Origin of the sequence: Streptomyces sp. NPDC046465, from assembly GCF_040646035.1 — a bacterium.
Lineage (GTDB): Bacteria > Actinomycetota > Actinomycetes > Streptomycetales > Streptomycetaceae > Streptomyces.
In genome coordinates this window covers 170,183-195,712 of sequence record NZ_JBEYZK010000004.1, presented here as the reverse complement: position 1 = coordinate 195,712, position 25,530 = coordinate 170,183, and the positions used below count along the sequence as shown (strand labels likewise).

Genomic DNA, 25,530 nt, shown 5'->3' with positions numbered 1-25,530 from the left:
CTCAGCCGAGCAGCGCGCGCACCGCGGCGCGGTCGACGTTCGTCAGGGCGCGGACCAGCTTCGGGGTGAGGAAGAGGATCACGAGGCCGATCAGGGAGACCGCCGCGATCTGCGCGGGCGAGGTGACGTAGTACGCGTGCCGCTCGCCGCCGGAGGTGAAGTCGTACACGCGGTAGCCGGGCCAGCCGACGTAGCGGTGGAAGACCCAGGAGTACGTGGGGAAGAGCGCGACCACCCAGCCGACGACGAAGAACGTCACCGCCAGGACGAAACTCAGGACGCGCCAGGGGAACATGACCACCTGGAACAGCAGCGCCCGCCACCCCGCCCCGTCCGCGAGCCGGGCCCTGAAACCGGCCCAACGGCCCGCCTCCCGCGGCCCATCGAACGCCCCGGGCCCGGCGACGGCGAGCCCGAGCCCCGTGCGGGCCCGCCGTCGCTCGGCGCCCCCGAGCCCCCGTGCCGCCGCGAGCGCCGCGGCGAGGACGGGCAGGCCGAGCACGGTGACGAGCAGGCCCGCACCGAGGGAGAACATGGTCACGGCGCACGTGAACCCGGCGATGGCGACGGGCAGCGAGGTCAGCACGTAGCCGAGCTCGCGGAAGGTGGCGGTGGCGAAGGGCGCCCGCCAGAAACCGGGCTTCTCCGCGGGAGCGGGCACGTGGAGGGGAGCGGCCGCCGAGACCGAAGTGGTGTGCGGCAGGGTGCTGGTGCTCATGGCGGGCCTCGAATCGTGGCGGTGGGTCGTGGCGGTGGGGTGTCGCGATGGGTCGTCGCGGTGGGGTGCCTCGATGATCTCCCGCGCGCCGGGCCCGGCGACATACGGTGATCCGGTGTCCGGGGGGTGGTGCTAGGCCCCCTATCTGCCCCGGGGTACGTGCGGTTCTGCCCCGCCCCACGTACGGGGGACAGGACACCTACGGGGGACACCTATGTAAAGCCCCGTCAGGCCAACTCCGCCCGGCGCCGCGCTCCTTGACCCCGCAGCCACCGTGCGACGTCCTCCGCGCCCGCCTCGATGGCCACGTCCAGCGGCGTCAGGTCGTCGTACCCGACCCGGTCGAGATTCGCGCCCCGCTCGAACAGATAGCGCGCGGTGGCCCGCTGCCCGCCGTGGCAGGCGCCCCAGAAGGCGGCGTCGATGTCGTCCGTGTCGGGCCGCCCCGGTGCCTCGCCGCTGTCTTCGACGTGAGCCCGCCCTTCGACGTGAGCCCGCCCCTCGACGAGCGCCGCGACCCGGTCGAGCAGGCCCAGCGTCGCCGCGTCCTGCAACGTCGTCCGCGCCCCGTGCTCAAGCAGCCACCGCGCCGCACGCCACTGGGCGAAGCCGCGCGCGTCGGCCAGCGGTGTGCCGCCCGCGATGACGCCGCCGGTCGCCTCGATGTCCGCGCCCGCCGCGACGAGGGCGTCCAGCGCCGCTACGTCGTCGTTGCTCGCGGCCCAGTGCAGAGGCGTCTCGGAGTGGGCCCCGACGAACCGCGTGCCGGGGTCGGCGCCCGCCGCGACCAGGGTGGCGATGATCTCCGGACCTGCGGGGATGTGCCCCGGCCAGTCCGTGGCGACGTGCAGCAGACTGCGGGTCCCCGCGGCCTCGCCGATCTTTCTGATCCGGGTGGACCCGAGGCCGGGGTGCGCGTCGAGTAGCTGCCGCAGGCCGGGTACGTCACCGGCCCGCATCGCCCCGGTCACCGCGACCGCCAGGGGACTCCCCGCGTCGATGACTGCCATGACCGGCCAGCCTCCTGATCTTTGACCACGGTGTCTGCGTCGACGTCGATTCTGTCAGTGGCCACCGACAACGGGCCCGTCCGCGCTCACGGAACGCCCGCGGCGTTCGGCTCTCTCAGTCCGTCCACCGCGGTGCAGGACCCCGGCGACGATCACCGCGACGGCCACGGCGACGAGGTGCTCGCGGCCCGCGAGGTCGAGGTCGGCCACCGAACCGGCCACCGTGGGGACGACCGCGACGAGAAAGAGGACGGGCGCGCGCAGCGCCACGGCGGTGTAGGCGTAGAGCCCGACGATCGCCGCGGAGGCGCCGGTGTCGACCGCGTGGGCGGCGTCGGCGGGCAGGCCGAGACGGTCGGGCCCGAGCGCGATCATGACGCGGGCCCCGAGCGTCCCGGCGAGCGTGGCGGTGTAGGCCACCGCCAGCGTGCGTATTCGCCCGAAGACGAGCTCGGCCAGCGCGAACGCAAGGAAGAGCCGGGGCAGCCCGCCCCAGGCAGGCAGGTCCACCGCGGGCACGAACAGCGAGACGGGCGTGCGGAGCAGTGAGAGCCAGACGGGCTGGTCGGCCTGTACCTCACTGATTACGCGCAGCACATCGGCACCGGTCGGCGTCTGCTGGAACTCGTGCAGTCCGACGACGGCGACGGTGGCGAGGAGCGCGAGCGAGACACCGGCGGGGCCGCGCGCCCGCAGTCGGCGCACCGGTCCGACGACCACCTCACGCCACTCGCGGACGAGGGCCCGCCACCCCCGGACGGCCAGGCGAGAAACCAGCGACACCAGCGGGATCCGCGACACCTGTGACACCAGCAGTCCATCCTCTTCGTGCTCCGCCACCCGTACGGGCGAATCACGGGCGATTGCGGAGGATACGTGACAGCCGCGGGCGGGGTGGCAGTGAGCGGCAGGTGCGGCAGGTGCGGCAGGTGCGGCCGGTGTGGTGGTCAGGCGTCCGTACCCGGGTGGCCCTTCGGCGGGTCCTCCCGGCGTCTCCGCGGCCGGTGCGACATCAAGTCCCGTGTGCCGCGGGCGTCGTCCCTGCCCACGATCGGCAGCGGGTGGGCCCCTCGGGGCGGCCCCGCGGGAAACTGGAACAGCCGCGCGGACGAGCCGGGTGGCGCGGACGAGCCGGATGACGCGGCTGAACCGGATGACGCGGACGAGCCGGATGACGCGGGCGGCGGCTCCACGTCTCCATGGCCCGCCGGTGCCGCCGCGGCGGACTCGTGGTCGGTCGCGCGGGCGTGGTCGGCCGCACCCGCGGTCTCCGTCGCACGGGCGTGCTCCGCCCAGCCCTCGCGGAACCAGCGCAGCTGACTCTGCTGCGCCTCCTCCTCGGTGAGTATCCGGACGCCGTCGATACCGGCTTCCTGGATCTTCGACCCGAGTTCGATCAGTAACCCGCCGACGAGGAAGGCGAGCTCCTCCGACGCGGTGGTCTCCCCCTCGACGTCATGCCGTCCCGTACCGCGTCGCGCGCCTCCGGACGGACCCTCCGCTTCGTCAGTCGGCATGTTCGCACTCCCTCTGTGCCCCCGGGGCTGCGTAAGGCGGCCCCCTGCTATTCGATCTGCGGCAGGAACGCCTTCGTGACCCTCACGAAGACCGCCTGCAGTTCTGGAGGCACCCCCATTCTCCGGGCCGCTTCCTCGGGGCTCAGCAGTCGGGGGGCGTCGTCGCTCTCGCCGCCCCGGGCGGCCACGATCGGCAGATCACTCTCGGACAGCCGTCCGGATCGGATCAGCATGTCGCGCAGCGGCACGCCGAGCACGGCCGCAAGGCGCCGCATCGTCTCCAGGTCGGGCATGCTCTGCCGCTGGATGAGCCGGCTGACCGCGGCCCGGTGCACGCCCGCGTCGTCCGCGAGCTTGGACTTGCCGCCGCCGCGCGGGCTGTCGATGTCGTATCCGCGCTCGCGCATCACGCCCTCGATCCACTCGGCGAATTCCTCCAGTTCGTCCGCTCGATTCCGGCCACTCTCCCGACTCTGATCGTGGCTGATCCCGGTTCGGTACGCCTGGTCGATGCGGGCGCTGGCCCGCTGACTGGACACCATGTCGTCGCTCTCCCCTCGTCGCAGGGCGAGCGTACCGATCGTGCGCGCACCGAAATATGTGCGCGCTCGCACGTTGTTGTGAAGATCCCGCGCAGGGCCCTCCGTGACGGAGATTTTCAGCCACCCCTTACTTCCCCTTGCTCCCCTCCGATCCCTCGCCTCTACGTTTTTAGTTGCGCATGCGCACGCAGCGTGGAACTCTGATCACGCATCGACGTCTTCGAACATATGTTCGCACACCGACGGAGGGGTTGCGCATGCCCAATCGGACACTTGTCGCCGCACCTACTCTGAACAGCGCTTTCCCTCCTACTCAAGTTGTCTCGGACGAGGCTCCCGACTGGCGCAGAGACGCCGCCTGCGCGGATCTCCCCCAGCAGTACGTCTTTACCCGCAGCCCCGCCGAAGCGGCGCCGGTATTGCGCGCCTGCAATCAGTGTCCGATTCGACGTGAATGCGAAGCCATCGTCGACCCCTCGCGCACCTGGTTCGACGGGGTCAGCGGGGGACGCCTGTGGCGCAACGGCCGCGAGGTCAAGCCACGCCAGAAGACCGGGAGGCCGTGATGAGCAACCACGTGATGAGCAACGCCGTGATGAGTGACTCCGTGAGCCCCGTGATGAGCAACCTGCACACCCCGGCGAGCGGCACCGAGACCGCCCGTGCGGCGCTCTGGATCGACTCGCTCCGGCGCCGTTACCCCCTGCTCCTCGCCGAGCTCGCGCCCAGCACCGGCCGCACCCTGCGCGAGGTGCGGGGCGGCGGCCCCGGCCCGTCCGCCGGTGCCCCGGTCCGCCTCTACGTGTCCGACGCCCTCCGCGACATCGGCGACGGGGTGGTCGAACTGGAGGAGGCCGTACGCGACCGGCTCGGCCTGCGCCGTATCAACGCGGCCCCCGTGCCGGTCCGCCTGCGCCGCCTCACCGAACTGCTCGACGCGGTCGCGGGCCTGCCCGATCTGGCCGTCCACGTCGAGGCGGAGGCGTGCCGGATGTCCCGGCGCTGCGCCCGCGCCCTGGGCGACCCCGAAGAGCTGGTGCGGCTCCCGGGGCGCTGCCCGGCTTGCGACTCCGTATCGCTGCGGGCCTTTCCGGAGCGGGGCGTCGCGATGTGCGTGAATCCCCCCTGCCGCCACGTGCTCGACGAGTTGGACGAGTTGGACGAGTTGGACGAGGAGGAGACGAAGTGAACTCTCAGCTGACCGCGCCGCAGATGTCTCCGCTGATCACGGGTGACCTCGCCGCCACCGAGGCCGACGTCTCGCCCGCCACCATCCGCAAGTGGGTGCAGCTCGGCCACCTCACGGCGGCCGGGCGGCAGGGGAGGCGGTCGATGTACCGGCTGGAGGACGTGTTCGCCGCGGAGCGCTCCGTACGAGGGGCGCGGGTGACGCGGCCGTAGCGGCAAAGCAGGAAAACGAGGGAAACGAGGGCCCCGTACCAGGGTGGTGCGGGGCCCTCCGTGCGTACGCGTACGGCCCCAACAGGAGCCCCACCGACCTCAGTTGCGGGAATCAGGACCCTGGATCACACTTGGAGCAGCGGCAGAGCTGCGCCCCCTGCGAGGGGCGGCGGACCTGCCGCTTTGCGTTGCCCGAGCTTGCCCGAACGTGCCCGAACTCCGAGCTCAGCCCCTACGGCGTCCTTGATGGACGTCTCCGATGACAGGGAGTGTCCATGTGTCCATCTTGACCTTCCCCGACGCGGAACGGCTCGTCGTCGACTTCCTCAAGAACCGGCCGGAACTCGCCGGTTCGGTCGTCGACAACAGACCGCCCGCCGGGTTCGACGGCACCCAGAAGGCCGTCCTCGTCTCCCGCGTCGGTGGCGCGTGGGTCGACGACCGGCATCTCGACCAGCCGCTGCTCGACCTCGAGGTCTACGGCCCGGACAAGTCCACCGCGCACGGCATCTCCCTCGCCGCCCGTGCCTGTGTGCTCGAACTGGTCGCCACCTCGTACGGCGGGGCCGTCGTCACCGACGTCACCGAGACGGACGGGCCGCGCTGGCTGCCCGACTACAACCGTCCGGCGGGCAATCGGTATCTGTCGACGGTACGGATCTCGATCCGCCCCGCGTGAGCAAGTCTCCGCATGTGAGTGAGCAAGTCCCCGCATGTGAGTGAGCAAGTCCCGCATTCCCAGGCCCTGCCGACCCGGCGGGGCCTTCGTCGTACCCAACCCACACAATCCACACTTTCTGAGGAGTACGCATGGCAGGCAACAACGGCAAGGAAATCCGCGTCGCCGGTACCGGACGCGTCCTGATCGCCCCCGTCAACACTGCGGCCCCCGCCAACGCCAGTGGCGACTGGGACAAGACGAAGTGGACGGACCTCGGTTACACCACGACCGACGGCATCAAGTTCAACAAGAAGGACAAGATCGACCCGGTCGACACCTGGCAGTCGGTGAGCCCGGCGCGGTTCATCTACTCCGACCGCGACCTCACTGTGAAGTTCCAGCTGCTGCAGCTGAACAAGGCGACCCTCGCCTTCTTCATGGGCGGCGGTGAGGTGAAGGCGGGGACCACCACGCCGCCCTCGACGCTGGCGGAGCCGGAGATCAAGGAGTTCACGTACGAGCTCGCCAACTCCCCGGCGCCGGACGAGCGCGCCCTCGGCATCGAGTTCACGGACGGCGGGTCCGTCTACCGCTTCGTGGTGCCGCGCGGCCAGGTCACCGAGACCGAGGAGATCGGCCTGACCCGGACCGGCGCGGTGAAGCTGGGCGTGACCTTCACGGCGCTGGCCATGAATGACACGGCGCCGCTGGCGAGCTTCCGCATGAAGGAACTGGCCACGTCCTACTCGTAAGCCGCCCTGGGGAGGACGGACCGACCAACTCCGCCTCCCGTCTGATTGATTGCGCGAAATCGCCGGTTGCGCTTGCGCGCGACCTCGTAGGATCCGAGCGACGCCCGGCCCGTGCCCCCAGCACGGCCGGGCGTCGCCTTGCCGAAGGAGAGAACCCGTGTCCGGCTTCAACGTCAACGCGGCCCGAGCCCAGCGCCTCGAAGCGCTCGGCCGCGCCTGGACCTTCGAGCTCGACTCCGACAGCTTCGAGCTGCCGACCGAGCTGACCCGCACGATCGCGCGCCAACTGCGCGACCTCGACGACAACGATGTGGACGGGCTGCTCGAACTGCTCCTGGGCGAGCAGCAGTTCGCCCGTTTCGAGCGGCACGACGTCACGATGCAGGACATCGCCGCGATCCTTGAGGCGTACGGCAAGGAGACCGGGCTCGGCCTGGGGGAAGGCTGAGCCTCGGCGCGTTCGTCGACGAACACGCCGAGGCTCTGGAGGCCGACCTGCTGCGCCACTACGGCGTGGACCTCCTCGACTGGCACCGCGGCCGCCTCTCCTCGCGCCGGCTCGCGGTCCTGATCCGCCATCTGCCGCGAGACGGGGCGGTGGCGCGGGAGACGGAGGGTGAGGCGGCGGAGTGGTCGGTCACCGACTACCTCCTGGCCCACGTGGTGGACCAACTGGCGGACGCGAACTGGATGTTCGCTGCCGTCAACCAGGACGAGGACGCGGACCCCCTGGACCCCCCGAAGCCCCTGCCGCGCCCGGGCGCCGACCGGCAGCCGACGTCTCAGGGTGCCCATCCCACCCAGGAACCCACCCTTGACCCCAAGCCTACGGCCACACAACTAGCGGCCTTCTTCTCCTGACCCTCCCGCCACGACAGCGGACAGGCGATGATCTGCCGGACAGCGTGGACTAAGGGAGGGAACCTCGTGAACGACACGGAGCAGCAGTGGTCGGCCTGGCGCAGCCGCGAAATCCTCATTCGTGAGGCCGGCGATGCCGCGCCCATACCGTTGGAAATCCGCGGGGTCTTCGGCGCGCAGCTCGACGCACACATCGTCCGGCGCACGGAGTCGACACAGAGCGCGGGATACGGCTCCACCTTGTGGGGCATGGACCGCCACCGCTTCGTGCTGCCGTCGGATTTCAATTCCCTCCGACTGTTCCGCCACGGAGGCAAGGCCACGTTCACGGGTCTCGGTGGCTGGAAGGTGCGGCGACTGGCCGAACGGGACGTCGAGCTTGTCGCCGGTGAGATGTCCGGGGAAGGGCCGTGGGTGCTGCGGGTCGCCGAAGGTACGAAGAAGCGGCTTCGCATCACGTGGAACAAAGGTCAGTACGCCGGGGCGTTGACGCTCTTCGGCCCCGCTTTCGGCGCGGGCAAGGAGCTGTCCGCGCCGAACCACACGCACGAGGCCATCAGTGTGACCGGGCCCGGATACCTCCTGTTGAACGCCCAGTACTGGAGCCTCACCACCGACTGAACACCAACCCCAACCGGCGGCCCCTCATGCCTGATCCAACGGCATGTGGGGCCGTCGCCTGTTTGAGGAGCTGATGATGGCCGACGATAGTCCCCCGGAAAACAGTACGGTCAAGCTGATCAAGGAAATCACGGAGCGCGAATACGTCAAGAAGGTCGAACTCACGGCCTTCAAAAGCGAGTTCAACGGCGGTGCCTTCGCCTTCAACGCTGCTGGTGGCGGCCTCACGGGGATCAAGCTGGAGCACAGCTTCCTGGACCCCATAGGCGACATGGTGAAAAAACGGGAGAAGGCAAAGGAAGCAGCCGAGGCGCGTAGCAACGGCGAGCACCCGGAGCAGCTGAAAAGCGCGGCCGCGAAGGCGCAGACGACTGCCGACAAGGCAATCACCAAAGCCAACGGAGCCAACCGGCGCATCAACGACTTGGCCCGTGACATCAACCAGAAGCTCCGGCGCAAGGCCGACAAATCCACGGTGTCGCTGGCCAACGACCGACAGAACAGCCAGCTCTCGTCCTTGCGGAGCAGCCAGGTCGCCGCGCTGCGTCGAGAGGCCGAGCAGGCCGGGGCCAATGTGCAGCACCTGAACAACCAGATAGCCCGGCTCAATTCCCGCTTCTGACCCGGTGAGCGAGGAGTGGAAACGTAGAGGAGTAGAAAACCATGGGACTGAACCAGTCCATAAGCACCGCAGCCACCCAACTCGGCCGCATGCGCAGCGCCGCAGGCCAGGCCGCCACCCAGGTCGGCAAGCTCGGCAAATCCACCGGCTCCGCCGCGGGCGCCGTCGGCAAGTTGAACAAACCCACCGGCTCCGCCGCCACCGCCGCCGGAAAGCTCGGCAAGTCCAGCGGCTCCGCGGCCACCGCGATAGGCAAGCTCCGTACCTCCGCCAACAGCAGCAGCAGCGCGGTCAAGAAGCTGCACAGCGGCCTCCGTACCGCCGACGGATCCCTCGGCAAGGCCCGAAAAGGGTCCGACAAGTTCAAGAGCTCCCTCGACAAGCTCCGCAGCTCCGCGAACAAGGCCAAGACCGCCCTGCGCGACGTGAAGCGCCAGGCCGACGCCGTGGACAAGTCCGTCGGCAAGGCAGGCAAGAATGCCGACAAGAGCGGCAAGTCCATGGGCAAGATGGGCAAGGGGCTAAAGGGGGCGAGCCTGGCCCAGAAGGGGCTCAACCTCGCCATGGCGGCCAGCCCGTTCGGCCTGATCATGACCCTCGCGGCCCCACTGATCGCCCAGTTCGTGAACATGGACAAGGTCACCGCCGCCCTCAAGCGCGGCATGAACGCCGCGTGGAAGGGCATCAAGTCCGGCACCCGCTCGGCCGTCGACTTCATCAAGCCGCTGGTCAAGGGGCTCGGCAACCTCATCCTCACGCCGATCAAGGGCCTCGCGTCCGCCCTGAACGGAGTCTTCGGCGTCCTCGCCGGGATCAAGATCTCCATCCCCAGCTGGGTGCCCAAGTGGGGCGGCAAGTCCTTCGGGTTCCCGCGCCTGCACGTGCCGGTTCCGCACCTCGCCCAGGGCGGCGTCGTGCAGGCCCGCAACGGCGGCACCCTCGCGCTCGTCGGTGAGGCGGGCGAGTCCGAGGCCGTCATCCCCCTCTCCAGGCTGGAGCGGATGATCAACAACGGTGGCGGGAACGCCGTCGCCCTGCGCCGCCTCGCCGAGGCCATGGAGCGCCTCGCCGACCGCCCCGTACACGTCGACGTCGACTCGCAGACCATCGCCCGCGCCGTCTTCGCGGGACAGCGCGCCCTCGCCCGCAGGTAGCCGAGCCCGCAAGCCTCGTAACCCACAAAAGAACAGGAGGAGTTCATGGCCAGGAACCTGTGGATCGGAGCCCCTGGACGGCTCCGCGAAATCCGTCAGGCGGCGAAGAGCTGGGACCGCACCGCCGAGCTCAACGTCACCGAGTTCAAGGCGCTCGAAGGCCGCGTCACCACCTTCGCGCCCACCCGCACCACCCGCCGCCTCAAGCTCTCCTTCGAGTGGCTGGAGCCCGCGGACGCCCAGCACCTCGCGCAGCTCGCCCGCCGCGTCGGCACCGGACGCGGCCCCCTCGTCGTCCTCGACCCCGCCTCCGTCAACCTCCTCGACCCGTACCAGGCGGCAGGGCAGTCGGAGATCCCCGGCGGCTGGGACCACTGGTTCACCATGAACGGCGACATCGCGCTCGCCCGTGACGCCGACGGCATCACCACCGTCGACTGCCGGGACGCGGCCGCGGCCGTCGGTTGGATCCACGGGGTCTGGTCCGGCTGGCCGGTCGAGCCGGGCATGCGCGCGTCCTGGCTGCTGCCCGCCGACTGGGACCCGGCCACCGCCACCGCCCAGCTGGACTGGAAGGCGGCGGACGGCAAGTACCTCGGCTCCAGCCACACCGCAGGCGCCTCCGTCACCGCCACCGCCCCCGCGGGCGCCGCCTTCGCGACCCCCGTCGGACGGCCCGGCGCCGTCGGCCTGTTCGGGCTCGCGGGCGGCTGCCTCACCCTCGACGAGGAGCCGGTCGCGCACGCCCTGGGAGACGGCTGCCCGGCCATGGCCGTCACCGCGTACACCGACGTCCCTTCGGCCCGCCTGCCGTTCCGCAACGTCGGCCTCGACCTCGTGGAGGTCCGCGATGCAGCGCTCTGACGAGGCGCTCGACCGGGCGCTTGCCACACCCGAACGCGTGCCGTCCCACTCCACCCGCCTCGGCGGCATGGAAGTCGGCCCGCAGGTCCAGTCGTGGAAGGTCGAGCGGGCGTACGCGACGGACCTCCCCGAGGCGATGAGGGCCGTCTCCGGCAGCGCGTCGGCCCAGCTGGAGCTGCTGCTCGGCGGCGCGGGAAGCGTCCCCGCCCCGCAGCTCTACTCGGCGTGGGCGGACCGCCTCACCGGAGACCTCGCACGCCCCGGCCAGTCCGTCGTCCACACGGCGGGCGCCGCCGGGCGCACCGTGCCCGCCTTCCGCGGCACCGTCCGCTCCCGCACCGCGGCCTCCGGCAGCGACACCGTGACCGTGCAGGCCCTTGACGGCGCGGAGCGGCTGCGCGGCCCGGCCTCGCTCCCCAGGCCGTACCACGGCTACATGTGGGGACGCCCTGTCGCCACCGCGACCTGGTGCGTCGACGAACTCCTGCGCCAGGGCGGCATCCACAGCTGTCCGCCACCCCGCGCCCCGGCCGTCGACCCGGCCGACACGAAGCCGTTCACCGCGCTCTACGCCTCACTGCACGGCGGCTTCAACGCGACGCACGGGCAGCCCGAGTTCGTGCCGAGCCCGTCGACGTACGACTGGATCCGTGAGGGCGCGCCCTTCGAGATGGCCCTCATGCCGAAGGAGGCCGGTCTTATCGCCTCCTGGATGCCGCGCTCGCGGTTCGTCTTGCCGGGCAAGGTCTTCCAGATGGAGTGCTGGGTCAATACGGCGATGGCGCGCGGCAACACGATCGAGATGTCGGCCGTCTTCGACCAGAACGGCACGAAGACCGGCTACATCAAGGCCTCTTTCGACATCGCCACCGGCAAGGTGCAGTTCACGTCCGGAACCACTGGTGGCAGCCAGCAGGCGCTGACGCCCTGGACCCTCGACACGCTGGCCTCCCTGCGGGGGGTCTGGCACCTCGGCTTCCTGGTGGACACGGCCGCGACCGGCTCGGTCGTCGCTCCGACCGTGCAGGCCCGCCTCACCCAGCCCGACGGCGGCTACCGGCAGAGCGACAAGGTCAGATTCACCGAGGAGAATGCTTGGCAGCCGGTCTCGGAGCTGCACAAGGTCGAAGTGAAGACCGACATGGCCGTCGAATGCGTCCAGGTCACCGACCGGGTCTGGAAGGACATCGACTCCTACCCGACGGAGGAGTGGGAGCAGCGCGGGCAGTGGACCAAGGGCGCCGCCCTCGACACCCCCGAACTGCCGCTCTTCGACATCCCGAAGGTGTCCGGTTCGCAGTGGGACGTGATCACCGAGATCGCGCGGGCCAGCATGTCCACGGCCGAATTCGACGAGCAAGGCGTCTTCCGCTGGCGCGGTTCGTCGCGGTTCACCAGGGTGCCGACCGTCCCCGACCTCACCGTCACCACGCGCCGGGACATCGCCTCGCTCACCGTCACCGAGGAGATCGACGCGTGCCGCAACCACTGCGAGCAGTCCTACCAGGACTGGAACGGCATCAAAGCGGTGACCGGTGAGCCGATCCTGGACACGGTGGTACGGGAGATCAAGCCGAACTCGGCGATCGTCGTGCAGTACGCCATGGCCGAGGACGACACCGAAGTCGGCCCGCCCGGCGTCCTGGACGACTCCGTCAGCAACGAGGGGCACCAGGTGCGCTTCGGCACCGCGAAGACCGGTGGGACGTCGGTCAAGGGCGAGGTCTCGGTGGGCTGCTGGCGGGACGGGCCCACGTACTCCGTCCGGTTCGCCAACCACAGCGCAGCCAGCGTCTGGACGGTGACGAAGGACGGCAAGCCCTCCGTGCGGCTCCAACCGCTGAAACGTTCGGCCGACCCGAAGCTGCGGGCGTACGCGTTGTCGAACTCGACCAGTCAGAAGTACTACGGAAAGCAGCAGTACACGGCACCCTCCGGTGACTGGGTGCAGTCGGTCGAGACCGCTGCCGCCCTCACGAAGGCCATGATCAACGCGGGCCGCTATCCCGTGCCGCTCCTCGGCGACGTCGAGGTCCTGCACGACCCGCGCATCCAGCTCGGCGACGTGGTCCGCGTGGTCGACACCGCGGGCGCCGAACTCGACACGCTGGCCTGGGTGGTGGGCATCCGCACCACACACGCCGCCGGCAGCACGCCGCAGCAGACCCTCACCCTGCGCGGCACCGCCTTCAACGGCGTACCCGCCGACGCCGGGCTCGCCCCCGACGCCCCGGTCGACCCCGCCTACGGCCAGCAGCGGAAGTACCAGCGGCTCGCCGCGCAGTACGCGACGCTCGACGCCCTCACGAAGCAGGCGGTCAGCTACCGGACGCTGCTCGAGACACCGGGAGCCACGGCATGAAGGAAGAGGATCTGCCCGTCGGAGGCGAGGAGGCACCTGCTGACGGCTACGAGACGGATGCCGACGGCTATGAGCCGCCGCCGGGACCCATCCAGATCGACGACCCCCTCGTAGCGGCGGGCGACGAAGGGCCGGACCCGAGCCAGCTGCTCCCGCTGCCCCTGGACGACTGACCCACGGCTGCCCGCCCCACCCTTTCTCTTTCAGGAGGATCCGAACCCATGGTCGCTCTCACCCCGCTCGGCAGCCTGCCCTACCCGCAGCCCGCCGACAACGCCGACATCCCCGTCCACCTGCAGTCCCTCGCCGAAGCCGTCGACGGGCGCACCGTGCTGCGGTTCGCCGACGGCGCGGCCCGCGACGCGAAGGTGACCGACCCGATCCCGGGCATGGTCGCGTGGCTCAACAACCCTGGCAGGCACTACTACTTCACCGCCGCCAAGCAGTGGGCCCCGCTCACCCTCGGCCCGGTGCACTCGTCGAGCACCCTGAGCGGTACGACGACATCGACCGCGTACGTCGAGACGCTCACCGGCGCCACCGACCCCCTCGCCACCACGTTCATCGGCCCGCCGTCGGGCGGGGCGATCCTCACCATCGGCGCCCGCTTCAACAACAGCGCGGCCGGCCTCGCGTTCTTCTCGGCCTCCGTGAAGCAGGGCACCAGGGTCGTCAGCGCCGCGGCCGACTCCCGCGCGGCCGTCGTCGGCGGCACGAACCAGGTCACGGCGAGCATCCAGTACCCGCTCTCCGGCCTCACCGCGGGCGCCGCCTACACGGTGACCGGCGCCTTCCGCACCACCGCGGGCACCGCCACCTTCACCAACCGCTACCTGACCATCACACCCCTGATCTGACGCACCCCTGATCTGACGCACCCCGAGGAGGCCCCCATGGCCACACCTCTGACTGCCGACGCCCTCGCCCGCGCCCTGCGCGGCGAGGGCGTCCGCATGAGAGAACACGGCGACTGGAGGACGCACAACCGCAATCACAAGGGCCCCTGGGGCCCGGTGCACGGCGTCATGCTGCACCACACCGCAGGGCGCGACAGCCTCGCCCTCTGCCGCCGCGGCATGCCCGACCTGCCGGGACCGCTCTGCATCGGCCTGATCACCAAGGACGGCACGCTCCACCTCGTCGGATACGGCCGCACCAACCACGCGGGCAACGGGTCGACGGCGGTGCTCGACGCGGTCCGCAGGTCGAAGGTGCTCCCGTCCCGTCCCGGCCCCGACGCCGTGGACGGCAACGCCCGCTTCTACGGCTTCGAGATCGAGAACCTCGGCAACGGCAGCGACCCCTACCCGGCCGCCCAGCTCGACACGGTGGAGCGCCTGTCGGCGGCCCTGTGCCGGGCGCACGGCTGGTCGGGAGCGAGCGTCATCGGTCACCGGGAGTGGACCCGCCGGAAGATCGACCCGACGTTCTCGATGCCGGTGATGCGCGGCCGGGTGGCGAAACGTCTCGGCTCCGACGCCCCGGGCGACGACGGCCCCTCGGCGTACGCGCCCTTTCCCGGAGCGGCGTTCTTCGCGATCGGACGGCGCGACGCCCTGTGCACGGCCGTCGGCCGCCGCCTGGTCAAGGAGGGCTGCGGCCGGTACGAGGTGGGCCCGGGACCGGTCTGGAGCGAGGCCGACCGCGCCTCGTACGCCGCCTGGCAGCACAAGCTCGGCTACCGGGGCGGGGACGCGGACGGGATCCCGGGCCGGACCAGCTGGGACCGCCTGCACGTCCCACACCCCTGACCACCGACCCCACCCCCCTCGCACCCACCCAGTCCCCCCGCATCCCCCCCGCATCCACCCAGTCCACCGAGTCCTCCGGGAGGACGCCCATGACCGATGCCACGCGCAGAGGCCTGCGCACCGCCGTACAGACACTGCTCACCCTCATCGCCGCCCTGCCGCTGCTCGCGTCCGACCCGGCGGTCTCCGACGTCCCGGCACTCGCGGGCGCCGTGGCCTTCGCCGCGGCCCTGAGCCGGCTGATGGCCGTACCGGCCGTCGAGGCGCTGCTGCCCTCGTGGCTGCGGAGGACGGGGCGGAGGGAGGGGGTGGACGATGGCGGGAGCTGAGACCGGGAGCGTCCCCCTGGAGTTGGAGCGACTGCGCCGCTCCGTAGACGTCGGTTTCGCCACCACCCGGGGCGACCTCGCCCTCCTGCTGCAGCGCGCCGACCAGACCGACAAGACCCTCTCGGAACACGAGGACCGCCTGGACACCCTGGAACGCAGCCGCTGGCCCCTGCCTTCCCTGGCAGCGATCACCTCCTGCACGGCCCTGGCGGTCACTCTTTGGCAGTCGGGGGGCAAGTAGCGGCCGGGGCTGGCGCGCGAGCCCGAAGCACGCAGTGCGCATACTGAAGTTTGCTCGCCCTATATGCCACGCGCGGACGGCCGCTGTCCGCGGCCGCGTGAGTGTGCACTGCCGGTTCTCCAGAACGTCAGAACCTCACGCAGAGCGGAATTGACGGTTTATTTCTTGGTGCTGGCCCGGTAGAGATTCGGACAACGCTGAAGGGCCCCATCGTGAATGGTGGGGCCCCGTGCAGCTTCGCATCGGTCAGGAGCCGACGGGCCGGTACTACGGGCGTGATGCACGGCTGTAGTACCGGCACGGAAGCGAGGCAGCGCCCCTGCTCAGCGACGATTGCATGCCACCATGAATCTCACATCAGAGCTGGTAGGGATACAGATGGATCTCCGGTGTGTCGAATGTGATCGTCGATCCGGGCTGAGGCGGCACGGCTTCATTCGCCATTTCGACGAGCAGAATGTCACGACCGACGCGGAGACTCGTCACGGAGTCCTCGTCCACCGTCTGAACTGTTCCGCGCACCCTCACGGCCTGTCGGTGTGACGCGTCGCCGTCGAGCCTGTCGGTGTCTCCTTCATCCGAAAGCCAGGTAGAAATCTCCTCGTTGATGTCGATCTCCACGTCGAACTGGCCTTCGCTCGGCACGTCGTCGGCTTGCCATACTCCCCAGGCATCACCCAGTTCGCTCCTGAATCGCACTTCTCGGCGTTCGGCGTCGAGGATTTCGAGCACTTCGATTCGCATTATTTCAATCCCAGTGGAACTCTGACCAGGGTGTTGTCCACGATCCATGTATTGGTGGGTGCGACGAACGTCCACGTTTCTTTGTGGAAATGGAACCTGGTCGGCTTGCTGTTCATCTCGTGTGGGCCCATCCGGATACTACGCAGCCCATCGGCAGATACCAGGCGATCGGGATCCGAGTTCCCTGTCCGCGGGTGGACGTTGGTGTACGGTCCGCTGCCCAGGAACTTCTGCCATTCCTCCAAAACCTGGTGTGGTTTCAGCGGCTTGGGCGCGACTGCTTCCGGCGTTTGAATCACCGTTTGCTGCGGTTCCGTGCACGCCAGTCCGAGAGGGCGGGGTCGGTGATGCCGAGGAACTCCAGATTGCTGGCGAGGGTGTCGCCGAAGGCGTGGTTGGCCTTGTTGATCCAGTGCAGGGGGTTAAGGTCGCTACCCACGTGCGGGTCAGCCCTTCTTGGCGCGGGCCGCGGAGGTCAGCAGGATGTCCAGCAGGTCGAAGGCGTCGGAGACGTCGCCCATGAACTTGGCCTCGGCTTCCCACTCCTTGTGCAGGCTCCCCGTGAGCTTGGCGATCGTGTCCATGCCGTCCTGGATGTCGTCCTTGGCGCCCATCAGCGAGCCAAGGGCACCGAACGCGGACATGTCGTGCGAGGCGGCCTTGAAGTCGTGCAGCGGCTTGCGGGTGTGGTCATCCACCTTGTTCAGCGCGGATGCCGCCTTGTGCAGGGATTCCGCGTCCTTCTTCAGGTCCGACATGCCTGTCCGCCCCCGTCGGTTCAGATGGTTCCGCGTGTGGTGCGCCGACCGGCCGACAACCCCGGTCAGCGGTTGATGGACTGGATCTCTTGGACTTCCATGTCCTGGGTGGTTTCGAAGGTGCCGTTGGGCAGGTCGTCCCCTGTTTTCCCCGCGCCTCGCCAGGTGACCTCCCATGTCACTGACGCCTTCAGCTGGTACGGCCCCCCGCCGGTGGCACGCAGGTACCTGACGCCGCATGGGGGTGTCGTGCTGGAGTCGCCCTTGGCGTAGGGCGCACCAATGCTGTTGTCGTCGTTGATGGCGCACTCGCCGGAGGCGGGATACGTCTCCGCGTCGTCCGTACCGGGATTCAGATGGAGCCCGACGGGCTTGGCGATGGTCTCCGCCCACAGGCCGGTACCGGGCAGTTCGGCACGGACCTTGACCTCCCTGAACTTGGCCTTGTCCAGCCAGACCCAGGTAGGCAGGTTCACCGTGGACCGGTTCTTCGGCTTCAACTCGACCTCGGTGTCGGGAACTTTGGTCCGCTGGTAAGCGAGGTCGGCAAGCGTCTTGGTGTCGATGGCCCCGGGGACGCCGGGGGCCTTGCCGTTGTCCACCCAGAAGGGCTTGCGGTCGCAGGCGCCCGCGGCCGGGTCGTGTTCCATGCTCTTGTTCTTCACGCCCACCCACCACATGCCCTTGTCGCTCTTGGCGGCGTTGAAGTCCTTGTAGGGCTTACCGCCCTTGTAGAGCGCCTTGTCGCCCGCGATGCCCTTGGGGTCTCCGCCGACCGACGAGTACATGGACCACTTGGCTTCCGTGAAGGTCTTGAAGTCCTTCGCCTTCCAGTACGGCTCGTACCAGCAGGCAGGTGCCTTCCAGCCCATCGACGTCGGCGTGAGAGTGCCGGAGCGGCCGCCTCGCGTCGATCCGCCTTCCGTTTTGAAGGCGACCTTGGAGAAGAGGTCTTGGCCGGAGGACTCACCGGATGTCGCACCGGATGTCTACGGGGCCTGGGATCCGACGGCACCATGGCCCCCGGCCAGAGCCTCATGCGTTCCCACGACGCACATCACGGCTGCGAGGGCCGCTGCCGCCCCCTTGTGCCTCACGGCTGGCACCTCTGCGCCCCCCTGTCCTCGCTGAGATCACGTGTCTGCCAGACGCCGTCCTTGTTCTTCGTCACCGCGGTGTTGTAGTAGACGTAGCTGTCCGGTGAGGTCTTGACCTTCGTGACCTTGTTCGTCTTGCGGTCCTTGGAGTTCGACCGGCTCTCGTCCGCGCAGTACGTCACTGCCGCCGAGGTCTTACTGAAGACCGTCACCTGACGGTCGAAGTAGCGTGTGGTGCCCGTCCAGCTGATGTTCTTGCCGATGGCACGCTTGGCGTACTCGGAGAGCCCGATGAGTGCGCGGTCCGTCGTGTAGAAGGCGATGGCCGAGTGCTTCAAATCGCCCGATGCGAGAGCCGCGTCCACTGCGTTGATGCGCCGCTTGCTGTCCGCGAGGATCGCGTCCTTGACCGCGTCCCCGGTCTCCCGGCCCTCGAAGGTGTTCTTCATGTCGGCCGGCAGCTTGATCTCCGGCCGGTCGATCCCGTCTGCCGTCGCGGACGGCGACGATGGCGCCGACTTCTTCGTGCCGGTGTCCGCCCCGGCGATCTTGCCGTTGTCCTTGTCGTCATCCGAGCCGCCGCAGGCGGTCAGCAGCAGGGCCGCGCATGCGGTGAGTGCGGACGTGGCAAGCCGGATCGAGCGATTCACGGGGATCTCCGGAGCGTACGAGCTGAGCCGAGCAAAGCAACGCTATCCGTAACCGCGCGGTGACACTGAGGCGGGGGTGAACGGTGGTCGGAGCTCGGTGGGGCCGATCAGACGATACGGATGTGGCGCACACGGATTACAGCGGAAGCGGGCCAGACGGGGCGGAATGCCGCCCATGCCACGCAGGAAGAGCAGTCATGGTTGGTCGCCCTGAAGACCGAAGGCCAAGGATTTGCGCGCGACATGCGAAAGGCTCGGACCATGACAAAGAAGACTCCCCACAACTCGGACGAAGGCGCTGAAGGCGGCCCCCGTCCGGCCGCCGAACAGGACGCGCCGGTCATCCGGAGCAACGAGCCCGGCTCGTTCGCCCGGGGCGTTTTGGCCAAGCGCCATCCGGCCCTGATCCAGCAGGTAAGAGACGCCTTTCCGTACGGCCCCCGCCAGCACGAGGCTCTCGATGCCCTGCTGGACGAGATCACCAGCGGTGTGATCGAGCCGCTCGCTTCCTCGGAGCCCGATCATGGACAGTGGTTGGCCTGGGGACGACGGCACTTCGGGCGATCATGGTTCGACGCCCCGTTCCTGTGGGCGGAGAGCTACTTCTACCGCAGACTCCTCAGCGCCACCGAGTACTTCAGTACGAGCCCCTGGCAGGGTGTCGATCCCTTCGCTCCCTTCAAACGGGCCGAACTTCGCGGCACGGCAGTGGACGAGGAACTTCGAGCCTTGGACGCGCTCGCCGACGCACCGGCCGAGGAACGAGCCACGACTCTGCTCCGCGCCTCGCTGTGGGGCAACCGCGCGGACCTGGGCTTCCGCATCACGGAGGGGGACGCGGCACCCGGCGCGGCCACCGATGGCCTGGTCGCCGACGACAGCGGTGTGCTCTGGCAGATCCTGCCTGCCGGGGCCGGCGCTACGGTCGCCGTGGTGGCGGACAACGCGGGGCGGGAGCTGGTCCCGGACCTGATCCTCATCGACCATCTCCTACTGCACCGGCATGCCGAGCGGATCGTGCTGCACGTCAAGCCCCACCCGTACTACGTCTCCGACGCGATGACGGCCGACGTCATCGACTGCCTGCGCCGCCTCGTTGCGGCACCCGGTGAGGCAGGCGTGATCGGCGGGCGCCTCTGGGATGCCATGGCGACCGGCCGCTTGGAGATCCGGGCCCACCCGTTCTTCTGTGCGCCGCTGCCATACGAGGACATGCCGGAGGACCTCAGGGAGGAGCTCGCGGCCGTCGCGCTGACCATCCTGAAGGGTGACCTCAACTACCGGCGGCTGGTGGGCGATCGCATGTGGGACGCGACGACGTCATTCGCCGACCGCACGGCGTACTTCCCCGGGGCCGTCGCGGCGTTTCGCACGCTCAAGTCCGACGTCGTCGTGGGGCTGGAGCAGAGGACGCTGGACGCTCTGGAGCAGTCCGGTGCGGCTTGGCGTACGAGCGGTACTCATGGCTTGGTTCAAGTTCGGCCGTAGACCCGCCCGCCGCGCTGGGTCTGGGTGTGGGCCCAGGTGCGTGGCTTTGGCCAGGCGCTGGATGCGCCAGGTCAGGCCGCAGGCGGGGTTGCGTGCGTCGGTCCAGGTTTGAGAGCTGAGACCGCGCAACGACGAAGGCTCCGACCGCTTCGCGGTCGGAGCCTTCGTCTGCCCTCTCGGGCGGGTGCGGAGGATACGAGATTCGAACTCGTGAGGGGTTGCCCCCAACACGCTTTCCAAGTCTTCGCCCGACCGTTCTTGAGGGTACGGGAGCGCTCTGACCTGCGGTGCAGCCGGGTCGGGCGGGGGTTGCGAACGGTGCTGTACGCCGGTGAATGAGACCAGAACTGAGACCAGGGCGCTGGGTCATGCCTTCTTGGCGACGATCGTGTTCGGGACCAGCCGCTCCAGGTCGTCCACCTCCGAGGTGAAGACGGTGACCTGCCCCTTCTGCTGTCACGCGATGACGGCGAGCACCGCGTCGATCGCGTACTTGTGGCCGTGCAACTTGGCATCGGCCAGGAGCCGACGGGCCTGGCACTACAACCGTGACTCACGGCTGTAGTGCTGGAACGGAGGCGAGACAGCACCCCTGCTCAGCGACAATCGCATGCCATCATGAATATCGCATCAGAGCTGGTAGGGATACAGATGGATCTCCGGTGTTTCGAATGTAATCGTAGATCCGGGCTGAGGCGGCACGGTTTCATTCGCCATTTCGATGAGCACGATGTCACGACCGACGCGGAGACTCGTCACGGAGTCCTCGTCGACCGTCTGAACTGTTCCACGCACCGTCACGGCCTGTCGGCGTGAAGGGTCGCCGTCGAGCCTGTCGGCGTCTCCTTCGCCCGGGAGCCAGGTCGAAATCTCCTCGGGGATGTCGACCTCCACGTCGAACTGGCCCTCGCTCGGCACGACGTCGGCTTGCCATACCCCCCAGGCATCACCCAGTTCGCTCCTGAATCGCACTTCCCGGCGTTCAGCGTCGAGGATTTCAAGCACTTCGATTCGCATTACTTCAATCCCAGTGGAACTCTAACCATGGTGTTATCCACGATCCATGTATTGGTGGGCGCGATGAACGTCCAAGTCTCTTTGTGGAAATGGAACTTGGTCGGCTTGCTGTTCATCTCGTGTGGGCCCATCCGGATGCTGCGCAGCCCATCGGCAGATACTAGACGATCGGGGTCCAAATTTCCTGTCCGCGGGTGGACGTTGGTGTACGGACCGGTACCCAGGAACTTCTGCCATTCATCCAAAACCTGGTGTGGTTTCAGCGGCTTGGGCGCGACTACTTCCGGAGTTTGAATCACCGTTTGCTGCGGCTGTGTGCACGCCAGTCCGAGAGGGTCGATCCATTTATGCGGATTGTGGACGTAGGCTACGGGGTTGGGAGCCGGAGCGAGACCGAGCGGATCGGGGCTGAGATAGCGCGCGGTCTCGGGGTCGTAGTGGCGGAAGTGGTTGTAGTGCAGCCCGGTTTCCGGGTCGAAGTACTGTCCAGGAAACCGGAGCGGCGTGTACGCGGCGCTGTCGGACGCCCACGTGGTCGTGCCCCAGAGCGTGGCGCGGGTGCGCCAGGCGATGGAGCCGGTCTCGTCCAGGAGCTCGGTGGGTGTCCCGACAAGGTCGGTCACAATGGCGAAAAAGCGTGAGTCGATCGCGTCCTGGGATTCTCTAGCGACGTTGAGGCGTTCGGTCTGAGCAATCGGGCGCAGGTCTCTGTAGTCCCAGGTGAGAGTGACGGGATCCGGCAAGGCGACCGATGCCGTGGTCTGTTCGCACAGAGTGGCGCCGTCCCATGTGAAGTCCGTTTGCTCAAGCACCGTATCGTCGTCGGCAAGGCGCTGTTTGGCGATACGGCGGCCGAGCGGGTCGTACGCGTACCGCCATCGGGTGCCGTCCGGGGTGATCACTGACGTGAGACGGTCCTCGGCATCCCACACGTAGTGCCAGGTGTCGGGCTTTCGCGAGAGCCGTGCCTTCTGGCGCAAGGTGACGCGGCCCGCCGCATCGTGCTCGTAGCGGGTGCCGCCAGCCCCGGTGATGCGTGTTCCCCTGTAAGTGCGGGCGCCGGTGGCCTCGTGGCCGGGGTGAGAGCTGGGCCAGGAGGCTTCGGTCTGATTGCCCGCTGCGTCATAGGCGTACGTCTCGGCCCAATTCAAGGCGCGGACAGCGGTGACACGGCCCGCTGCGTCCAGGTCGAAGTCCCGGGTGCCGTTCAGTTGGTCGGCGAGATGGATCAGGTTGCCGTCGTGCCCGTAGGTGTAACTGCGACGCTGGACACTGCTGCCGGTGTCGTTGTCGGTGACGGACTGATGGGTCAGGCGGCCGAGGTCGTCGAAGGCGACGGCCACTGTTAGCGACTCACCAATGTGACGGGCCAGCTCATGGCCTACCGGATCGTGGTCGAAACGAATCGTGCGCTCGCCCACGGCGAGTTGGGTAACGCGGCCCGCTGCGTCGTAGCTCCAGCTGCTGGTGGCACTGGTGGGTGTTGTGCGGCTGATGTGGTTACCCAGAAGGTCATAGGCGTGGGTGACCGTGCGCCCGTTGACCGATTCGGACAGCAGCAGCCCGGCGGCATCACGCTCTTGGGCCAGGTGTGCGTCCGGGCAGGTTGCGCGGACGAGGTGTCCGGCGAGGTCGTAGGCGTAGGTGCTGACGGCGCCGTTGGCATTCTTGTGGATGGTTTGCCCAAGTGCGTCACGCGTGTATCGGACCGTCTGTCCGAGAGCGTTGGTACGGGAGGTGAGTCGATCGGCCAGGTCGTAGGCGTAGGCGATGCTCCGGCCGTCGAAGTCCGTCTCGGCCACCAGGCGTCCTGCGGCGTCATAGCTGTACCGCCATGTCATTCCCTGCCCGTTGGTGACCCGGGTGGGACGCAGCTCTGTGTCATGGACGAAGGTGTAGCGGGTGCCGTCATGCTCGGTGCGGGCCGCCGTCAGGCCGAAGTGGCTGTACTCGAAACGCGTGCACGCGCCTGCGGGATCCGTGTGGCTGGTGCAGTTGCCCTCGCCGTCGTACGTCCACGACTCCGTGGTGCCGTCCGGTGCGATACGACGTGCCGGATGTCCCTCGACCGTCCACTCCTGCCGTGTGCGAGAGCCCAGCGCGTCCGTGAGGGCGGCAGTGCGACCGAAGACGTCCCGCTCACTGCGGGTGACCGCGCCCAGAGGGTCGGTGATCTCGAGTGGGAGACCCGCCTGATCACAGCGGATGCGGGTGATCCGGCCGACGTGGTCAGTGACCTGCGTCAGGTGCCCGCACTCGTTGTACGTGAACTGTGTGGTGGCCCCGGCAGGGTCGGTCACAGAAGTGCGATTACCCCGCTCGTCGTATGCCTGGATCCAGGTGGCGCCATCCGGGCCGATCACCATGACGGGCAGACCGAGGCTGTTGTACTCACCTGTCGTCGCATGACCGTCCGGGCGGACGACTGACACCATCCGCCCGTGCTCGTCGTAAAGGTAGCGGGTGGTGTGGCCCAGCGGGTCGGTGACGGCGGTCAGCCGATGGCTGTTGTCCCACTCCCTATGGGTGGTATGGCCGAGGGGATTCGTCTCACATATGAGGCGGTGCGCCTCGTTGTGCTCGTAGCGGCGGGAATGACCAAGGGAGTTGGAGACGGTGGTGGTGAGGGAAGCGTCGTCGTAGATAAGGGTGCCGGAGAGGAAGCCCCCGCTGCCCTCGGTACGGATGACCCGGCCCCGCTCATCGAAGATGTAGCGGTAGGAAGAGTCGTTCCGGTCGGTCCAGGAAGTGATCCGGCCGTCCTGGTCGTACGTGAACCGCATCGGCAGGCCGGAGGAGTTGGTCAACTCACTCATGTGGCCGTCGTCGTTGTAGCCGTACGAGACGAGCAACGTCCCCGGTTCCTTGGTGTGCTCGGCGTCGACGAGGCGCAGGGCCGCGATGCGGGGAAGAGTGGGATGGCGATCGACGGCGATGCGGTAGCCGCCGGAGTGGGTGACCTCGGTCAGGGTTCCGTCGTCGGCGTAGTGAAGGGTGATGCGCTGACCGTTGCGGTCCTCGATGTACTGCAGGGGCAGGTCCACGGCAGTGTCGTCGTCGATGGGCTGCGGGGTGTGGAAGACGTACGAGTGCCCGGTGTCCGGGTCGGTGATGCGCAGGGCGGCGTCGACTTCGGTGTCCCAGCTGAGCGACAGGCGCGAGCCGCCTTCCGAGTAGACGGGATCGGCGGAGTCGGGAGCGAGCGGCGGGTAGATCAGCCGGGCCCCGTCGGAGGCGGCGTAGATGAAGCCATCGTCGTCGGCCTGGAGACGCTGATCGAGGGTGGAGGCCCAGGACGGGCCGAACCAGCCGCCCCAACGGTAAGAGGAGACGTGGGTGCGCTCCAGGATCAGGGGCAGGGTGCCGGGCAGTGCGACGTCGGTCTGCGACAGCAGCATGTCGCCGGTGGCGACATCGATCGGGTCCAGGTCGCACTTCTTGAGCGCGGCCCGGATGGATGCGGGCAGTTTCTCCCACTCCGAGGGGCGCAGCTTGAGCCGGGACAGGCCCGAGCCGTCGAGCCCCAACTTCTGTCCGAGCTTGGCAAGTTCGCCAGGCTTGAGTTTGCCCAAGCACTTGCCGAGGAGCTTGCCCAGACCTCCCGCACCGACCCCGAAGGCGGCGCCCATGGCCAGGGTCTCCGCCAGTTTGCCCGGGTCCTTGAAGGTCCCCGGATCCTGCAGGGCAGCGTCGAAGGCGGCGAACTTCATGCCGTCGCCCGCGAGTTTGCTGGCCTTGGCGATCGTCTTGATCTCGCCGAGGGCCTTCAGCGCCCGTTCCAGGCCGCGGATGGCCTCCATGACGGTGCGGATGACCGAGGCCATGCGGGTGCCGGACTTTTCGATCCGAGCGATCAGCGCCACGACCTTCGCGGCCCGTGCACCGGCCGCAAGGTTCCCGGCGATCAGAGATAGGCCACCGGTCAGCACCGAGAGGGCCAGGCTCGCGATCTCGAACTCAGCGATCTCCGCGAGGATCACACCGATCTCGGTCAGCAACTCGTGTGCCCCGTCGGCGAAGTCGTTCAGCGCTTTGGCACCGTCGCGTAGCGAGTCGGCCATGTTGGTGGCCTGCGTGCGGGCGGTTTTGGCTCGCTTGTGGAGGGCCTTGGCGGCCTTGCCCTCCCACTCCAGGTCCGTGAGCGCCGTCTCGGCGGCGTGAGCTGCGGCGTCGAGGCCCTTGGCCAGGGACCGCCACTGCTCGGCTATCTCGCGGATGCCGTCGGGGTCGACGAGCGGATCGGTGATGCCGAGGAACTCCAGGCCGCTGGCGAGGGTGTCGCCGAAGGCGTGGTTGGCCTTGTTGATCCATTTCAGCGGGTTGAGGTCGTCGACGTCGATGTCGCCGGGGATGATGTCGAAGCCCATCTA

The 25,530-nt window shown here is 68.5% G+C and carries 30 protein-coding genes; 18 read left to right on the top strand and 12 right to left on the bottom strand.

Annotated elements, in window-relative coordinates; translation table 11 throughout:
- Position 1 precedes the first annotated feature (1 nt).
- The 5 genes from ABZ953_RS08420 to ABZ953_RS08400 form a co-directional block, all read right to left on the bottom strand.
- Complete coding sequence (locus ABZ953_RS08420) at positions 2-718, bottom strand: sensor domain-containing protein (RefSeq protein WP_361718756.1); 717 nt, start codon at positions 716-718, stop codon at positions 2-4.
- A gap of 227 nt (positions 719-945) precedes the next feature.
- Complete coding sequence (locus ABZ953_RS08415; RefSeq protein ID WP_361718753.1) at positions 946-1,728, bottom strand: ankyrin repeat domain-containing protein; 783 nt, start codon at positions 1,726-1,728, stop codon at positions 946-948.
- A gap of 54 nt (positions 1,729-1,782) precedes the next feature.
- Entirely contained in the window at positions 1,783-2,538 is a 756-nt protein-coding gene (locus tag ABZ953_RS08410; protein WP_361718750.1) for a hypothetical protein, read from the bottom strand.
- A 137-nt stretch (positions 2,539-2,675) separates the two neighbouring features.
- Positions 2,676-3,245 carry a hypothetical protein gene (locus ABZ953_RS08405; protein ID WP_361718747.1) on the bottom strand — a complete coding sequence of 190 codons (570 nt, stop codon included), beginning with the start codon at positions 3,243-3,245 and terminating at the stop codon, positions 2,676-2,678.
- A gap of 47 nt (positions 3,246-3,292) precedes the next feature.
- Positions 3,293-3,652: a helix-turn-helix domain-containing protein gene (locus tag ABZ953_RS08400; RefSeq protein WP_361719248.1), complete on the bottom strand. Its 360-nt coding sequence runs from the start codon at positions 3,650-3,652 to the stop codon at positions 3,293-3,295.
- 314 nt (positions 3,653-3,966) lie between these two features.
- On the opposite strand from ABZ953_RS08400, the gene ABZ953_RS08395 reads away from it, so the two are divergent.
- The 17 genes from ABZ953_RS08395 (at position 3,967) to ABZ953_RS08315 (ending at position 15,406) form a co-directional block, all read left to right on the top strand.
- Entirely contained in the window at positions 3,967-4,353 is a 387-nt protein-coding gene (locus tag ABZ953_RS08395) for a WhiB family transcriptional regulator (RefSeq protein WP_361718744.1), read from the top strand.
- The gene (locus tag ABZ953_RS08390) at positions 4,353-4,976 is read left to right on the top strand and encodes a hypothetical protein (RefSeq protein ID WP_361718741.1); all 624 of its coding nucleotides are present in this window, start codon (positions 4,353-4,355) and stop codon (positions 4,974-4,976) included. Before ABZ953_RS08395 ends, ABZ953_RS08390 begins: the two co-directional genes overlap by 1 nt.
- 23 nt (positions 4,977-4,999) lie before the next feature.
- Positions 5,000-5,188: a hypothetical protein gene (locus tag ABZ953_RS08385; protein ID WP_361719245.1), complete on the top strand. Its 189-nt coding sequence runs from the start codon at positions 5,000-5,002 to the stop codon at positions 5,186-5,188.
- 259 nt (positions 5,189-5,447) lie between these two features.
- Positions 5,448-5,867: a hypothetical protein gene (locus ABZ953_RS08380; RefSeq protein ID WP_361718738.1), complete on the top strand. Its 420-nt coding sequence runs from the start codon at positions 5,448-5,450 to the stop codon at positions 5,865-5,867.
- Between the two features lie 131 nt (positions 5,868-5,998).
- On the top strand, positions 5,999-6,601 hold the full coding sequence (locus ABZ953_RS08375; protein WP_361718735.1) for a phage tail protein: 603 nt from the start codon (positions 5,999-6,001) through the stop codon (positions 6,599-6,601).
- A gap of 157 nt (positions 6,602-6,758) precedes the next feature.
- A complete protein-coding gene (locus tag ABZ953_RS08370) occupies positions 6,759-7,049 on the top strand; it encodes a hypothetical protein (protein WP_361718732.1) in 291 nt (96 codons plus the stop codon).
- 65 nt (positions 7,050-7,114) lie between these two features.
- The gene (locus ABZ953_RS08365; protein WP_361718729.1) at positions 7,115-7,462 is read left to right on the top strand and encodes a hypothetical protein; all 348 of its coding nucleotides are present in this window, start codon (positions 7,115-7,117) and stop codon (positions 7,460-7,462) included.
- Positions 7,463-7,528: 66 nt separating this feature from the next.
- Complete coding sequence (locus ABZ953_RS08360; protein WP_361718726.1) at positions 7,529-8,083, top strand: hypothetical protein; 555 nt, start codon at positions 7,529-7,531, stop codon at positions 8,081-8,083.
- Positions 8,084-8,159: 76 nt separating this feature from the next.
- Positions 8,160-8,705, top strand: coding sequence for a hypothetical protein (locus tag ABZ953_RS08355; protein WP_361718723.1), 546 nt, complete (start codon positions 8,160-8,162; stop codon positions 8,703-8,705).
- Between the two features lie 41 nt (positions 8,706-8,746).
- Positions 8,747-9,859, top strand: coding sequence for a hypothetical protein (locus tag ABZ953_RS08350; RefSeq protein ID WP_361718720.1), 1,113 nt, complete (start codon positions 8,747-8,749; stop codon positions 9,857-9,859).
- 45 nt (positions 9,860-9,904) lie between these two features.
- Positions 9,905-10,723 (top strand): hypothetical protein, encoded by an 819-nt coding sequence (locus ABZ953_RS08345; RefSeq protein WP_361718717.1) that lies wholly within the window; start codon positions 9,905-9,907, stop codon positions 10,721-10,723.
- Positions 10,710-13,085: a hypothetical protein gene (locus ABZ953_RS08340; RefSeq protein ID WP_361718714.1), complete on the top strand. Its 2,376-nt coding sequence runs from the start codon at positions 10,710-10,712 to the stop codon at positions 13,083-13,085. Before ABZ953_RS08345 ends, ABZ953_RS08340 begins: the two co-directional genes overlap by 14 nt.
- Positions 13,082-13,258 (top strand): hypothetical protein, encoded by a 177-nt coding sequence (locus tag ABZ953_RS08335; protein WP_361718711.1) that lies wholly within the window; start codon positions 13,082-13,084, stop codon positions 13,256-13,258. Before ABZ953_RS08340 ends, ABZ953_RS08335 begins: the two co-directional genes overlap by 4 nt.
- A gap of 48 nt (positions 13,259-13,306) precedes the next feature.
- Positions 13,307-13,942, top strand: a complete 636-nt coding sequence (locus ABZ953_RS08330; protein ID WP_361718708.1) for a hypothetical protein — start codon at positions 13,307-13,309, stop codon at positions 13,940-13,942.
- A gap of 36 nt (positions 13,943-13,978) precedes the next feature.
- Positions 13,979-14,836 (top strand): peptidoglycan-binding protein, encoded by an 858-nt coding sequence (locus tag ABZ953_RS08325; RefSeq protein ID WP_361718705.1) that lies wholly within the window; start codon positions 13,979-13,981, stop codon positions 14,834-14,836.
- A gap of 89 nt (positions 14,837-14,925) precedes the next feature.
- A complete protein-coding gene (locus ABZ953_RS08320; protein WP_361718702.1) occupies positions 14,926-15,165 on the top strand; it encodes a hypothetical protein in 240 nt (79 codons plus the stop codon).
- Positions 15,152-15,406, top strand: coding sequence for a hypothetical protein (locus ABZ953_RS08315; RefSeq protein ID WP_361718699.1), 255 nt, complete (start codon positions 15,152-15,154; stop codon positions 15,404-15,406). The genes ABZ953_RS08320 and ABZ953_RS08315 overlap by 14 nt, the downstream gene beginning before the upstream one ends.
- Before the next feature lie 357 nt (positions 15,407-15,763).
- Here ABZ953_RS08315 and ABZ953_RS08310 read toward each other — a convergent pair whose 3' ends face one another.
- The 5 genes from ABZ953_RS08310 to ABZ953_RS08290 form a co-directional block, all read right to left on the bottom strand.
- Positions 15,764-16,150 (bottom strand): hypothetical protein, encoded by a 387-nt coding sequence (locus ABZ953_RS08310; protein WP_361718696.1) that lies wholly within the window; start codon positions 16,148-16,150, stop codon positions 15,764-15,766.
- 295 nt (positions 16,151-16,445) lie between these two features.
- Positions 16,446-16,589 (bottom strand): hypothetical protein, encoded by a 144-nt coding sequence (locus ABZ953_RS08305; protein ID WP_361718693.1) that lies wholly within the window; start codon positions 16,587-16,589, stop codon positions 16,446-16,448.
- A 7-nt stretch (positions 16,590-16,596) separates the two neighbouring features.
- Complete coding sequence (locus tag ABZ953_RS08300; protein ID WP_361718690.1) at positions 16,597-16,908, bottom strand: hypothetical protein; 312 nt, start codon at positions 16,906-16,908, stop codon at positions 16,597-16,599.
- A 65-nt stretch (positions 16,909-16,973) separates the two neighbouring features.
- Positions 16,974-17,780, bottom strand: a complete 807-nt coding sequence (locus ABZ953_RS08295) for a hypothetical protein (protein WP_361718687.1) — start codon at positions 17,778-17,780, stop codon at positions 16,974-16,976.
- A gap of 221 nt (positions 17,781-18,001) precedes the next feature.
- Positions 18,002-18,655 carry a hypothetical protein gene (locus tag ABZ953_RS08290; RefSeq protein WP_361718684.1) on the bottom strand — a complete coding sequence of 218 codons (654 nt, stop codon included), beginning with the start codon at positions 18,653-18,655 and terminating at the stop codon, positions 18,002-18,004.
- 261 nt (positions 18,656-18,916) lie between these two features.
- On the opposite strand from ABZ953_RS08290, the gene ABZ953_RS08285 reads away from it, so the two are divergent.
- Complete coding sequence (locus tag ABZ953_RS08285; RefSeq protein ID WP_361718681.1) at positions 18,917-20,143, top strand: damage-control phosphatase ARMT1 family protein; 1,227 nt, start codon at positions 18,917-18,919, stop codon at positions 20,141-20,143.
- A 630-nt stretch (positions 20,144-20,773) separates the two neighbouring features.
- Here ABZ953_RS08285 and ABZ953_RS08280 read toward each other — a convergent pair.
- Both ABZ953_RS08280 and ABZ953_RS08275 read right to left on the bottom strand, forming a co-directional pair.
- Entirely contained in the window at positions 20,774-21,160 is a 387-nt protein-coding gene (locus ABZ953_RS08280; protein WP_361718678.1) for a hypothetical protein, read from the bottom strand.
- A complete protein-coding gene (locus tag ABZ953_RS08275) occupies positions 21,160-25,527 on the bottom strand; it encodes an RHS repeat-associated core domain-containing protein (RefSeq protein WP_361718676.1) in 4,368 nt (1,455 codons plus the stop codon). The genes ABZ953_RS08280 and ABZ953_RS08275 overlap by 1 nt, the downstream gene beginning before the upstream one ends.
- Positions 25,528-25,530 lie beyond the last annotated feature (3 nt).